We start from the raw sequence: 14,365 nt of genomic DNA on the forward strand, positions 1-14,365 counted from the left end.
ACTTGGGTGGTAGCGGGCACGATCCACGAGACCGAACTTCGTATCAATGAGCGCATTGATACGCGCATCATTGCGGTGCGGGATGACCTATCAAATCTTCGGGACGAAGTGCAGTTTATAAAGGGTCGATTGGAACCTTTGAAAATTGCGGGGGGCGAAGTCGAAGCGAAATAGCCCCCCACCCATTCACCCGCCGAGCGAAGGGGCTCATAATGAGCGAACTCGAAAAGCAAGAGCTCATCGATCGACTATTTACCGATCATGAAGTCAGGCTAAGGCTCGTCGAAGAAGCGGTCCTGAAGATGACAGCCGAGCAGTCGGACCTGCGCCAAACGTTCTCGAAGTTGGATAAAGCGAATGCGGTGACCCATACTTTGATCGGGGGCATGATGTTGGTGTTGGTATCGATGGGGCTTCGACTCTTTGGTGTTTTCCAAACCACCCTCGCCCGAGCGCATCCGAGCGGATAGCGTTCGAGCGGGGCGATCCGGCATGGGTTGACCGCCCCTAAGCGGTTGGTTCTTTCAGTTCCTCCATTCCCTGCGCCCACCTTGCGATGATGTTCCTTGCCATCGGTGCCATGCGCATCATCGAGGCTTTGGAAAAGGGCCTTTGCGATGGGAAGACTCGAGTTCGGATGGCTCGAGTTCGGACGGATCGATCGCGACATCGAATCGCTTTCCGAAGTATCGACATCCAGCATCGACATTTCATATCGACACTTTGCGGATCATATCGATATCATGAATCGATATCATGGGGTCGGTGAGGCTCGATATCGATCTCGTCTCGGATTTCCCCGTCATCGATTCATCGAGGTATTCGGCGCTCGACGGCTTTCGCACTTCGATCCGAGTCGCTCTTTCGTATAATTCCCCCATCATGTCTTTGTTGACCCGATTCGCCCGATCCGAGGGCGCGGGGGGTCGCTTCGATTTGGCATCCATGAGAGCCAAGCGAATCGCTCCTTGGCCCCGTTTTTCCCGGCGACCCGAAAGAGTCGCCCCCTCCCCGAAGGGGCAGGCTTTCGAATCGACTCGATGATCGATAAGGATCACTGCAAATGAAAGAGATTGAAAAGCATCGAAGGATCCATGGAGATACAAGGGTCGATCGGCGAGCGTTCTTGACGGCGATGGCGGCGTCCGGATTGTCGGCGACGGCCGCCGGCGGGCTCTTGTCCTCGTCCGGGGCGTTGGCCCAAACCACCCGTCGGGGCGGGGATATACGCTATCTCGCCGACCGCCAAGGCCCGAACGACGGACTCGATCCCCTTTTATTTTCCTCCAATATCGATGCCGCCCGCGGCCGCGCGACCTATAACGGTCTTGTGCAGATCTTGGAGAACATGACGCTCTACCCCGAGCTGGCCGAGGAGTGGTCGACCGCTCGAGAAGGCCTCGAATTCCTCTTCAAAATCCGCAAGGGTGTGGAATTCCACGATGGCACTCCCATGACCGCCTACGACGTGGTGTGGAGTCTCAATCGTCACTTGGGCCGGAATTCCCCCTCGATGGTCAGAACCTTCTTCAACAGCGTCAAGGAGTGGCAGCGGGTCGATGCCTCCACCATCAAGGCGATCATGAACTACCCCGATGCCGATTTACCGGCCAAACTCGGGGAAAAGAACGTAAAAGTGGTCAAGGAAGGGACGATCGATTTTTCCCAAGGGATCGGAACCGGGCCTTATCGCCTCGAGGTCTTCGAGCCCGGAGTGCGTTCGACCCATATCCGGAACGAGAACTATTGGCGAGCGCCGGCCAACTTCGATACCGTCGAGATCGGCGCCATCGCCGATCCGCAAGCCCGGGTCGACGCCCTGATCGCCGGGGAGGCGGATCTCGTGAGCGAGGTGGCCATCGATGCCGTCGATCGCATCCAAAGAGCCGAAGGCGTGCGGGTGAGTTCCATTCCTTCGGGCTACTACACCGGTATTTGTTGTTTGAAGAATACGAGCCCCGGCGAGAACGACGATTTCGTCAAGGGCATGCAATATATCCAAAATCGCGAGCGGATCGTGCGTTCGATCCTCAAAGGACACGGACAGATCGGCAACGATCACCCCATTTCTCCGGCTTATGGGGCGGAGCATTGCGATGCCCTGCCGCAGCGTCCCTTCGATCGGGACAAGGCTCGCTTCCACCTGCGAAAATCCGGTCAAGACAGCGCGGTTTTGCATGTCGCCGCCGTCGATCCCCATATCGAGAAGATCGCCTTGATGATGCGCGCCGATCTCTCCCGGGTCGGTTTCGACCTTCGCATCAAGAAGGTTCCGGTCGACGGCTATTGGGGCACGGTGTGGATGAAAGAGCCGATGAATGTCGTGGCTTGGAATATGCGCCCCACCGCCAATTTGATGCTGACCACCCAGTTCGATCCCCAAGCGGCATGGAACGATACCTTTTGGAAGGATCGGCGCATGGGGGAACTTCTCGAACAACATCGGGCGGAAAACGATGCCGCGAAGCGGCGCAAGATGCTTTGCGAAATGCAGGCCTTGGTCCATCACGGCAGCGGGATGGTGATCCCGGTGCATATCAACAATGTCGACGGGGTCAACGAGAGGATCCGCGGCATCCCCGAGGTTCCATTGGGCTCTTTGGGCGCATTCGAATGGCTGGAATTCGCATGGATGAATGCCTGATCCCCATCGGGCGAAAAAAACAGGTGAAAAAAGCCCGCGGAAAAAGCGCAAGGGCGCCGGCTCGCCGGATGTGCGATGTAAAGACGATATAAAGACAGAGCCGGTCGCCCGCCTTCGTTTATCTTCTTGTCCTTTTATCTCGGGGCGATTCCTTGCGATCCGGTATTCTTGGATCCCAAGGATCCCCAAGGTGCGCCGACGACTTCGATCCTGCGCTCAGCCCCCAATCGGAGTTCTTTCGCCATGGCCGAACCCGCTCCTCTGGCTTATCCCGCATCCCCGGCGACCCCCGAGGCCGGCGATTCATCGGGCGTGCATCCCTCTTGCATCGAGCCCGAAGCCCAAGCGACCAAGCGGATTCGTTTCATCACCGCCGCCGGTCTTTTCGACGGCCACGACGCCTCGATCAATATCATGCGCCGCATCTTGCAATCCGCAGGTGCGGAAGTCGTCCATTTGGGTCATAACCGCTCGGTCGAGGAAGTCGTCGTCGCCGCCATCGACGAAGACGCCGATGCGATCGCGGTGAGTTCCTACCAAGGCGGGCATCTCGAATATTTCGGATATATGGCGAAGATCCTGCGCGAGCGCGGGGGCGAGGATATCCGCATTTTCGGGGGCGGCGGTGGGGTCATCATCCCCGAGGAGATCGAGGAACTGCACGCCCGAGGGATCACCCGCATCTATTCGCCGGAAGACGGTCGCACCTTGGGCTTGCGCGGGATGATCGACGACATGATCGCGCGCTGCGACGGCGGCGCGAAAAGCCTGCCGCTTTCCGCTCTCGACGACCTGACCTGCAAGCCGGGCGCCCCTTCGCGGCTTGCGCTGGCGCGGGTGATCACGGCGATCGAGGACGGGACTTTGGATCCGGCGCTCAAAGATGCCATCGTCGACCGGGCTCGGTCCCTACCCGAACCGGCGCCGGTCATCGGCATCACCGGCACCGGCGGCGCCGGCAAATCCTCCTTGACCGATGAGATCCTGCGGCGATTTCGTCTGGATCGGAAAGACGCCCTGCGCATCGCGGTATTGGCCATCGATCCCTCTCGCCGTCGTTCGGGCGGAGCGCTGCTCGGGGATCGCATCCGGATGAATGCGATCCACCACCCGAATATCTACATGCGTTCTTTGGCCACGAGGGACTCGAGTCGCGAGATCCCCGACTGCCTCGCCGAAACGATCGCCGCCACCCGCTTGGCGGGTTTCGATCTGGTGCTGGTGGAAACCAGCGGGATCGGGCAAGGCGATGCCTCCATCGTCCCCTTCGTGGATCGATCGCTTTATGTGATGACCCCGGAGTTCGGGGCTGCCAGCCAGTTGGAGAAGATCGACATGCTCGACTTCGCCGATCTGGTGGTCATCAATAAATTCGATCGCAAGGGGGCCGAGGACGCCCTGCGCGATGTTCGAAAGCAGGTACAACGCAACCATGAGCGCTTCGATCGACCGCCGGAGTCGATGCCGGTCTACGGCGTCATCGCCTCTCGCTTCAACGATGACGGAGTCACCGCCCTTTATCACGGATTGATCGAGTCCTTGGGGGCGCATTCCTCGATCGGCAAGGAGATCGGGACGCTGCCGGTACCCGAGGCGAAATGTTCATCGACCGCGCACCCCATCGTGCCCGCCTCCAGAAGCCGCTACTTGGCGGAGATCGCCCAAACCCTGCGCGATTACCGGATCCGGGTCGAGGAGCAGGCGGGGCAGGCTCGTCGTTGCCAGCGCTTGCGCGAGGTGATGCGGCTTTTGAACGAATCCGGCGAGGAAGAGGCGGCGATCGCCCCCGTGATCCGATTGCTGCGCGAAAGCGAAGGCGCCCTCGATGAGCGTTCTCGCACCCTCTTGGGCGAGTGGCCGGCGATCCGCAAGGGCTACGAGGGCGATGAGCGATCACCCGAAGGGTCCGAAAGTGAAGGGTCCAAGGGCGGGGAGAAGGGCATCTTGCTTCGCCGTACCACCCTTTCGGGCACCTCCATCCCTCGCATCGCTTTGCCGCGTTTTTCCGATGAGGGGGATCTGCTGCGCTTTTTGATGGAGGAGCATCTGCCAGGTCACTTCCCCTTCACCGCCGGGGTCTTTCCCTTCAAGCGAGCCGGCGAGGATCCCTCGCGGATGTTCGCCGGAGAGGGGGATGCAAAGCGCACCAATCGCCGCTTTCGACTGCTATCGGAGCATTCCTCGGCCAAGCGCCTCTCGACGGCCTTCGACTCCGTGACCCTCTACGGATTCGATCCCTCGCACCGTCCCGATATCTACGGCAAGGTGGGCAATTCGGGGGTGTCGATCGCGACCATCGACGATATCAAGACCCTCTATGACGGCTTCGATCTTTGCGATCCCAAGACCTCGGTTTCGATGACCATCAACGGACCGGCCCCGACGATCCTTGCGATGTTTCTCAACACCGCCATCGATCAGCGACTGGATCGCTTCGAGAGCGATGCCGGTCGCCCCCCCGACGAGGCCGAGGCGCGCGAGATACGAGCCAGGGTATTGGCCGGCGTGCGCGGTACCGTGCAAGCCGATATCCTCAAAGAGGATCAAGGACAAAACACCTGCATCTTCTCCACCGAGTTTTCGCTCAAACTGATGGGCGATATCCAGCAATGGTTCGTCCGCCATCGGGTGCGATATTTCTACTCGGTATCGATCTCCGGCTACCACATCGCCGAGGCGGGGGCGAATCCCATCTCCCAGCTCGCCTTCACCCTCGCCAACGGCTTTTGCTATGTCGAGGCGTGGCTGGCGCGCGGCATGAAGATCGACGATTTCGCGCCGAACCTCTCCTTTTTCTTCTCGAACGGCATGGATGCCGAGTATTCGGTATTGGGAAGGGTGGCGCGGCGCATCTGGGCGGTGGCGATGCGCGATCGCTACGGTGCGAACGAGCGCAGCCAAAAACTCAAATACCACATCCAGACTTCCGGCCGCTCCTTGCATGCGCAAGAGATCGACTTCAACGATATTCGCACCACCTTGCAAGCCCTGATCGCCACCTACGATCACTGCAACAGCCTGCATACCAACGCCTACGACGAGGCGATCACCACCCCCACCGACGATTCGGTGCGCCGCGCGGTGGCCATTCAGATGATCATCAATCGGGAGTGGGGGCTTTCGCGCAACGAAAATCCGAACCAGGGATCCTTCCTCATCGAGGAGCTGACCGATCTCGTGGAGGAGGCGGTGCTGGCGGAATTCGAAAGGATTTCCGATCGCGGCGGGGTATTGGGGGCGATGGAGACCGGATATCAGCGCGGTCGCATTCAGGATGAATCGATCGCCTACGAACAGAAAAAGCACGATGGATCCCTGCCCATCGTCGGGGTCAATACCTTCGTCAATCCGAATGCCGCATCGGATAGGACGACCATCTCCCTCGCCCGCTCGACCTCGAAGGAAAAAGAGGAGCAGATCGAGCGCTTGCGGGCCTTCCACGAACGCCATGCGGGGCAGGCGCCGCTTGCCTTGGAGCGCTTGCGAAAGGCGGCACTCGAAGGAGAGAATCTCTTCGAGGCGTTGATGGATGCGGTGCGCTGCTGCTCCTTGGGGCAGATCACCGACACCCTCTTCGAGGTCGGGGGGCAGTATCGGAGGAGCATGTGAGCAAGGCTCGCCCGGCTTCCTCGATGATCCGTCGAAGAGGGCGTTTCCCCCCAAGGCCCTCGGTTGTATGTGCCTGATCTATCTCGCTTGGCGAGCCGTCCCCCGCTTCGATCTGATCGTCGCTGCGAACCGCGATGAATGGCACGCCCGCCGGGCCGCTCCCGCCGCTTGGTGGGAGGATATCCCGGGGGTGTTGGCCGGACGGGATCTGCAACAAGGCGGGACGTGGATGGGGGTGGCTCGTCCGTCCGATACCCTTGATTGCCTGAAAGTCCATCCGCAAACCCATCCGCAAATCCGCCCGCGGATCCGATTTTCGGCGATCACCAACTATCGGGAATTGCCCTTAGGGTCGAGCGCTTCGGGTCATGAGTTGCCGGTGCCTAAGGCGACGCCTGCGTTTCGCTCCCGCGGCGAGCTGGTTCTTGATTTTCTGGCCGGGGGCGAAGGGGGACGAGAGCGAGCATTCGAATATTCGAATCGGATCCATCATGCAGGTCATCACTATCGGGGTTTTGGGCTGCTTGCGATGGATGAAGAGGATCTGTGCTTCGTCTCCAATCGGGGATCGCCGCCTAGATGCTTGGCTCCCGGCGTCTACGGTCTTTCCAACCATCTGCTCGATACGCCGTGGCCCAAGGTGGTGCAGGGCAAGGAGGAGATGCGGCGATTGTTGCGATCAAAGCATTTTGAGCCGCATGATTTTTTCTCGTTGTTGACCTCGCGCGAGATCGCCCCCGATGCCTCGCTGCCCGATACCGGAATCGGGATCGAGCGAGAGCGTTTTTTATCGTCCCGTTTCATCGAAGGCGATGACTACGGGACCCGCGCCTCGACACTCCTTTTTCTCGAGGGCGATGGATCGGGGTTGCTGATCGAGCGTCGTTTCCGGCCCCGAGGGAGCCTCGAAGACGAGCGGGTATTTCGGATATCGAAGTAGCGGGCAACATCCGAGGGGAATCGAATCATCGGCGGTGGAGTGGCCTGCGAGAGCCATCGGCGAGTCGTTCGCAGCGATATGGATAGGGCGATGGTCGAATCGATATCGTGATCGACATCGAGCCTCGGATTCATTCTTCCCCTGCGCAATCCGAATGCGAGACCGAGTCCGAGTCCATTTTTTCTTGCCATAGGCGAAGCAGGATCTCGTCGTTTTCCGGCTCACTCTCGAAGCCCCCGTCCCGGTCAAGCAGCGGCTTTGTCCATCGTTGGGATCGCTTCATCCATAGATGACAAATCGGCTCGAGATCCGAAGCATCGTCCAAAGAGCCGCCCTTGATGGTCAGCGGATCGTCGGGCTTTTCCCCGGTGTGATAAAGACGGGTGCCGCATTCGGCGCAAAATGCGCATAGTTTGGGGGTGCCGGAATCCCCCGATGTGCGCCAGATGCGAGGCATCGCCCCGCTGAATTCGACGGCGAGGCGCTCCATGCGCATCGATATCCCGAAGGCGGAAGAGGATTGTTTTTGACAGCTGCGGCAGTGGCAGGCGTAAAGGGTCAGCGGCGCTCGCTTCAAACGATAGCGGATGGCGCCGCATTGGCAGCCTCCTTGCCGGTCGATCCACCGAGACGAGCCATTTTTCGAGCCCTCAACGCTCATCGTCCGACCTGCTTTTTCGCGCATCGTTCATCGCCTCGCCCTTCTCGATGGGTGAAAATCCCGATGGAACCCGGCCGCATCCCCTTGATAGCGGAATTCGGCCTCTTGGTTGCAAGGGACGATTTATGCCCTTAACCGACCCGATCGGGGATATACTTCCTTTATGGGGGGCATGTCGTTTCATCCCGCTTGCTTTTTCGCTTTCCCGCCAAGAGCCCCTTCATAGCGTTTTTTCCTCGGCACGAATGCGATTCGAAGTCAAGCATTTCATGTTTCATTCAGTATATGAGGTATGCATCAATGCCGATCGGTAAAGTGAAGTGGTTCAACGATTCCAAGGGGTATGGTTTTATCGCCCCTCAAGACGGCGGCGAGGACGTATTCGTCCATTTTTCCGCTATCAATGCATCCGGTTTCCGTACTCTTCAGGAGGATCAGACCGTCAATTTCGACATCGAGCAGGGGCCCAAGGGTTTGCAGGCCCGCAATGTCTCGTTGGTCCAAGCCACGCCCGATCATTCCTGATAGGAGGAATCGAAGCGGATCTGCCGCTTTTCGGGCGCTTTCGAGAAAACAAGCATTCGATTCTCTTTTTATCCGCAAGCCTCCTCAAGGCCCGGATAAGAGTTTTTCAAAGGCCGGGGTGCGTTTCGTATCCCGGCCTATTGTCATGTCGAAAGACCCGAAATGGATAGGGTTCCTCAAGCGGGTTCGAGTTTTTTCGAAGGGTTCTTTCGAAGGGCTTTTTCGAACCACCCTCCTTTTTTGAAATCCCGTAGGCACCGCCTCATCGGACTTCGAACCCTCGATCCCCTTCAAAGCGCTTTCGGCGTCGATCCGCGCACATCGCCTCGGGCCTCGTCCCGGGCCTCGTCATCGTACGATGTTCCCCAAATGCAAAACCCACCGACTTCGATCGACGATCCCTTGACCGATCATCGGCCGACCGAGGATCGGCAAGTCCATCCGGAAATCGCTCGCCGGCGTACCTTCGCCATCATCTCCCACCCCGATGCGGGCAAGACCACGCTGACCGAAAAACTGCTGCTTTTCGGCGGGGCCATCCGATTGGCGGGGACGGTCAAGGGTCGCAAGGCGGCGCGTCATGCCACCTCGGATTGGATGCAACTGGAGAAGGAGCGCGGGATATCCGTCACCTCTTCGGTCATGCAGTTTCCGTACACCGGTCATATCGTCAATCTCCTCGACACCCCGGGGCACGAGGATTTTTCCGAAGATACCTATCGCACCCTGACCGCCGTCGACTCCGCCTTGATGGTGATCGACGGCGCGCGCGGGGTCGAGGCCCGCACCATCCGCTTGATGGAGGTTTGTCGCTTGCGCGCCACCCCGGTGATGGTCTTCGTCAACAAGATGGATCGCGAAAGCCGAGATCCCCTGGAACTCCTCGACGAGATCGAAGATGTGCTCGATATCGAATGCGCACCGGTCACTTGGCCTATCGGCAGCGGACAGGCTTTTCAAGGGGTCTACCACCTCATCGAGGATCGGGTTCATTTTTTCAGCCCCCGTCACGATGGCGGGATCGTCGAGGGGGAGGTCGCCCAAGGGCTCGATAGCGAGGAGATCGATCGCCGTCTCGGATCGAGAGCGGGCGAACTTCGAGACGAGATCGATCTGGTTCGGGGGGCGAGCCATCCCTTGGATCCATCGGCTTATTTGGCCGCCACCCGCGCCCCGGTATTTTTCGGCTCGGCGATCAACAATTTCGGAATACGAGAACTGCTCGATCATTTCGTCGGTCTGGCCCCCGCCCCCGGCTCTCGCAAGACGGTGCAACGCAAGGTGGATCCGGGCGAGCGCGCATTCAGCGGCTTCGTATTCAAAATTCAAGCCAATATGGATCCGCAGCATCGCGATCGAATCGCCTTCATGCGCGTCACATCGGGTCATTGGCGCAAGGGGATGCGCTTGCACCATGTGCGCACCGGCAAGGCATTTCAGGCCGCCGGCGCCATCACCTTCATGGCCCGCGATCGAGAGCAGGTCGACGATGCTTGGGCGGGGGATGTGATCGGCCTTCACAGCCACGGCACGGTCAGCATCGGCGATAGTTTCACCGAGGGGGAATCCCTCGAATTCACCGGCATCCCGAGTTTCGCCCCCGAGCTCTTCAGGCGGGTATTGTTGCGCGATCCCTTGCGAATGAAGGCGCTGCGCAAGGGGCTCGATCAGTTGGGGGAGGAGGGTGCGGTGCAGGTTTTTCGTCCGCTGCTCACCAACGATCTGATCTTGGGGGCCATCGGTCCCTTGCAGTTCGATGTCGTCAAGTGGAGGCTGCAAAATGAATACGGGGTGCACAGCGATTACGAGAGGGTTCAGGTGATCGCCGCCCGCTGGATCAAGGCCGACGATGCCAAGATCCTCGATGATTTTCGCCGCCGCAACGAGGCCAATCTGGCCCTCGACGGCGGCGGGAATTTGGCATGGCTCGCTCCTTCGATGGCCAATCTCACCCTCGCCGTCGAGCGTTGGCCCGCCATCGATTTCAGCGCCACTTGCGAAATACGAAGCCCCTAGGTTGTTTTTCGGATCCGATCCGGATCGATCGCGCGGATCCATCTTAGGCCCCGGATTGAGTGAAAGTGCCCGTTCCCCGTTTTCATGTCGATGCCGAACTCGATTCAGGCCGGGAAATCGTCTTGCCCGCAGCTGTGAGCCGCCATGCAACGAGGACGCTGCGGCTCGAAGAGGGCGATCCGATCATCGTATTCGACGGCCGCAGCGATTTCGAATACGACGCCACCATCGTCGCATCCGTCGTATCGAGGCCCGATCGCCCCGGTCGAGGCGGGGGAGTGAAAGCGGTATTGGGCGCCGCCCGGGCGGTGGCGAGCGAATCCCCTTTGCAGATCGAATTGGTGCAAGGTCTGTGCAAGGGCGAGCGGATGGATTTCGTGGTGCAAAAGGCGACCGAACTCGGGGTGTGCGCGATCCATCCCCTGCTTTGCGAGCGCAGCGTCTCCCGCCCGGATCCGGGGCGAGCGAAGCGACGGATCGAACACTGGCAGGGGGTGGCCATCCATGCCGCCCAGCAATCGGGGCGCGTTCGCATCCCGGTCATCGCCGAGTTGCAGGTGTACGAGGATTGGATGGCGAAGGGCGGCTCTTCGGGGTTCTTTCTTCACCCCGAGGCGAAGGAATCACCGAGCGAGGTCGATATGACCGGATTCGAAGGCTCCGATCTCGATCCCGAAAAAAGCCTGCGCGTGATCGTCGGCCCCGAAGGGGGATTCTCGCAAAGGGAGGTGGAGCGGGCGCAGGAAGCGGGTTATCGAGGCCTGCGTTTGGGTCCCAGGATATTGCGCACCGAAACCGCAGGCTTGGTCGCCATCGCCTTGTTGCAAGCCCGTTTGGGCGATCTGGGTTGAGTTTGAGGACGCTCGTTCAATCCCGCAAGGTTTGATCGGTCGAGGCGGTCGCCCCTTCTTCGGGATCATCGTTCTCGGCATCGCCTTCGATGACATTCAGGCTCTCGATCAGCACCGCCGGCGCTCGACGATCGGCGAAAACGACCGCCGTCGTTGCGAATTCGGCGACAGCGGGGGGCAAAGGGCACAGGATGCATTCGTCGGCGCTCTCGATCGCATCGCAAAGAAGGGCGCATCGTTTTTCCCCGATGCGCAGCAGCACGATGGTTCGAGACCGCTTCGAGGAATCGCCCTTTGCGGGATCGGCATCGTCTTCATCTGCAGGCGGCAAAGAGCCCTTCGAGGGCCGAAGACTTCTCAAAGGGTAGAGATCGCCCCCGTACTCGAAGCCCTCGCCTTCGAGATATCGACAAGTCGTTTCTCGTTGATCGAAAGAGTCGGCGGGCACTTCGTTTTCCGCCGCCGTCCCAGCAGGGGGTCGGTCTTCCGGTAGCCGAACCAATCCCCCCAGATCAAAGCGAAGGATCGCCACCACATCGCGGGCGAAAAGGGCGAAGCGCTCTTTTTTCGATTCCCCCACCACCACGCTATCGAGCCACCTCGTGAGCGGCAATTCGACTCTCAAACCGACGAGGCGATCTCGGGGCGAAGGCAGTATCTCCAGCGCCCCTCGGGCTTGGTCGATGCGCTTTCGGATCCTCGCAAGGCTTGCGCTTTCCAAGGGTCGGCCGCAGGCGATCACCGATAGGTGCATTTCACCCGATTCGAGCGAGAAGTCGAGCCCCAGCCTCGCCGGAGGGGGGTGCGGGCGATCGGATCGGTAGGAAGGGGGTTCGATCACCGCCTCGATCACGGTTTCGATCAGGGCCTCGATGATCGGAAAGAGGTGATCCATCACCGTCGGATCGCAACGCTGTTCCTCGCCTCGAACGTCGATGACGATCCTCTTGCCGTCCGCTCGGGGGCGGGTGGCGATGGCGCGCAGGCGGCGAATGCCGATCTCGAGCGGAAGGAGTCGCAGTCCGCTCACGGTTTTTTCCAGTATCACTCCTTCTCTTTGCCCGCGCTTCGACAATCTCTCGCTATGAGCGGCGATCGCCCTTAGCACCGGGATCAATCGTCGGGCCTTTTCAATCTCGTCCGCCTCGTCGGCGGGTTGCAAGCCCGAGCCATCGGCAGCGCTCTCGTTTTTTTCCGTCGGCCGGCCCTTGCGATGCAAGCGTTTCATCCCCGCCAAGCCCTCGAGTTCTTCGATCCCTTGAGCGAGCCGACGCAAGCCCCTTGCAATCTCCCGTTGCGTATCGCCGTGGGTGCGAACCCGCTCGAAAAGGATGTCGAGCGCCGAGTCTTTCGCATCGAGCCTCGATGCCAAATTGGCAATCGGTGCGGGATCGTCGCTCGCAAAGGATGCATCCTCGCCCTGGCTCCATCGATAAGCCTCGAAGGGGTCGAAGGGTTCTTGCCTTTTCGACTGATCGGAGCCGAGCGCCGGGGAAGGGGATTCATCGAGAATGCTCTCTTGCCCTCGGCCCTCGCTCTTAGCGTCTTTGTCTCCCCCATCGTCGATGCTGCCGCTATCGTCGATGGGGTCGGGGAACCCTTCGATATGAGACGGTTCCGACGATGCCCCCCGATCGCCGTCGATCGCTTGATTCGAATCGATCGCTCGTTCCGATTTCCCCGCATCATCGTAAGCGGCGGCGGATTCGCCCAAGCCTTGTGCATCATCGACGGCATCGCCCCCATCGAATCCGGGCTCGGCGACGAAGGCGGCATCGATCCGATCCATCAACTCCTTGGCCCTGGAGAAATCCGGGATCTTCGAAAGATCGGGCGCAGGAGCAGGAGCAGGAGCAGGAGAGAGGGTGTCGGGAGCGGTGTCTTCAAGGTCGGGTTTGGCATCGCCGGTCGCCGGGGGTCGCTGCCCGATCGCATCGCAGATCTCCCTCACGATCCCGGCGATGGCGATCGGATCCGCCCTTTGCGGATCGCCGAGGTCGTCGAGGGCGCGATTCATGCGCCGGGCGATATCGGGTCGGCCTGCAAGAAATATCGCATCTCGGGCTCGGATCAAATCGCGCCGGACCTTTCCCGTTTCGTTGCGAAAGGCCGACGATCCCTCGAGGCTCGCCGAGACCTCGAGCAGAAGATTCATCGTTTTCGAGTGGGCGGCGGCGGGCCAGCCGGTGCTCGCTGCGGGGATCTCGAATACGCACCCCAAATCGAAATCCTCTCTTGCGATACGTGCCGTCTCGCTCTCGCTGTTCGCAACCTCGATATGGAAAAGCAGGTTGTGCAAAAGGGCTTCGGGGGGATGCTCGGCCTTGTACCCTTGGGCGCAAAGGCGCCGGATTTGATGGTCGATCTGGCCGACGAGGCGAGTCAGGGCGTGCCCCGGAGAGGCATTTTCCTCGGCCATCAGGGTCGAGAAGCGAGCCGCGATTCGCCACAGGGGATGCTTGCCTTGCGCCGCTTCGTCGATCGCCAAGAGCACGCTCGCAATCCGCTTCAGCCCCTCGGGATTTCCGCTCACCCACTCCCAGAGCCCGCGCTGAAACTCCCTTTGACCCTCGCCGACCACGTCTTTGATGCGTTCGAGGATATCGGGATCGGGAAGGCTTCGCATCAGCCGCTCGGCCTTCTTATCGAGCGTGAAAAACGAGGATTCCGAGAGCATCGGCGTGCTCAGCATGCCGCGCAATTCGTTGACGGTAGCGATGCATTCTTTGCGGGAATCGGGGCGCAAGAGCGCCTCCAAGGCTTTGGCGATGCCGCTTCCGATCCTCGTGGGTTTGCGCCCGGTGGAGGTGACGGTATCGATGAGATCGATCAGGGAGTCCGCGATCAGGCGCTGGGCGCGAAAATCGACTCCTTCGTCGATGGCATCCATCTCGTCGATGCGATCCATGAAGGCATCCAGGCTCGTCTTCGTACGGGCAACGAGATCCTCGAAATCATCCGGGGGATCGCGCCACTGACGGGCCAGCAAGGCGATCGGCAGATCGATCCCCTTGATGCTCGATGGATCGCTCGTTCGAGCGGTGTCGGGAGGGTTTGCCCCCGGGATCCGTTCGCGATCCCGATAGGCCGCTCGATCCGGAAGGGATGGATCAGCCATC

The 14,365-nt window shown here is 60.1% G+C and carries 9 protein-coding genes; 7 read left to right on the plus strand and 2 right to left on the minus strand.

The window, feature by feature from the left end; all coding sequences use genetic code 11:
• Positions 1–212: 212 nt before the first annotated feature.
• The 4 genes from BF99_RS23155 (at position 213) to BF99_RS0118650 (ending at position 7,193) form a co-directional block, all read left to right on the plus strand.
• Positions 213–470 (plus strand): hypothetical protein, encoded by a 258-nt coding sequence (locus tag BF99_RS23155; protein ID WP_025772344.1) that lies wholly within the window; start codon positions 213–215, stop codon positions 468–470.
• A gap of 593 nt (positions 471–1,063) precedes the next feature.
• On the plus strand, positions 1,064–2,644 hold the full coding sequence (locus BF99_RS0118640) for an ABC transporter substrate-binding protein (RefSeq protein ID WP_025772348.1): 1,581 nt from the start codon (positions 1,064–1,066) through the stop codon (positions 2,642–2,644).
• A 243-nt stretch (positions 2,645–2,887) separates the two neighbouring features.
• A complete protein-coding gene (gene icmF, locus BF99_RS0118645; RefSeq protein ID WP_081759358.1) occupies positions 2,888–6,253 on the plus strand; it encodes a fused isobutyryl-CoA mutase/GTPase IcmF in 3,366 nt (1,121 codons plus the stop codon).
• Between the two features lie 67 nt (positions 6,254–6,320).
• Complete coding sequence (locus tag BF99_RS0118650; RefSeq protein WP_025772352.1) at positions 6,321–7,193, plus strand: NRDE family protein; 873 nt, start codon at positions 6,321–6,323, stop codon at positions 7,191–7,193.
• 130 nt (positions 7,194–7,323) lie between these two features.
• Here BF99_RS0118650 and BF99_RS21500 read toward each other — a convergent pair whose 3' ends face one another.
• A complete protein-coding gene (locus BF99_RS21500) occupies positions 7,324–7,878 on the minus strand; it encodes a GFA family protein (RefSeq protein ID WP_025772354.1) in 555 nt (184 codons plus the stop codon).
• 276 nt (positions 7,879–8,154) lie between these two features.
• Between BF99_RS21500 and BF99_RS0118660 the strand changes: the two genes are divergently transcribed.
• From BF99_RS0118660 to BF99_RS0118670, 3 genes are all read left to right on the plus strand, one after another.
• Positions 8,155–8,379 carry a cold-shock protein gene (locus BF99_RS0118660; RefSeq protein WP_025772356.1) on the plus strand — a complete coding sequence of 75 codons (225 nt, stop codon included), beginning with the start codon at positions 8,155–8,157 and terminating at the stop codon, positions 8,377–8,379.
• Between the two features lie 369 nt (positions 8,380–8,748).
• The gene (locus BF99_RS0118665) at positions 8,749–10,395 is read left to right on the plus strand and encodes a peptide chain release factor 3 (protein ID WP_081759359.1); all 1,647 of its coding nucleotides are present in this window, start codon (positions 8,749–8,751) and stop codon (positions 10,393–10,395) included.
• A 65-nt stretch (positions 10,396–10,460) separates the two neighbouring features.
• Positions 10,461–11,246, plus strand: coding sequence for a 16S rRNA (uracil(1498)-N(3))-methyltransferase (locus tag BF99_RS0118670; protein WP_025772359.1), 786 nt, complete (start codon positions 10,461–10,463; stop codon positions 11,244–11,246).
• A 16-nt stretch (positions 11,247–11,262) separates the two neighbouring features.
• On the opposite strand, the gene BF99_RS0118675 is transcribed toward BF99_RS0118670, so the two are convergent.
• The gene (locus BF99_RS0118675) at positions 11,263–14,364 is read right to left on the minus strand and encodes a hypothetical protein (RefSeq protein WP_025772361.1); all 3,102 of its coding nucleotides are present in this window, start codon (positions 14,362–14,364) and stop codon (positions 11,263–11,265) included.
• Position 14,365: the final 1 nt, after the last annotated feature.

It is taken from the genome of Thioalkalivibrio sp. HK1 (genome assembly GCA_000583135.1).
Classification (GTDB): Bacteria; Pseudomonadota; Gammaproteobacteria; order HK1; family HK1; genus HK1.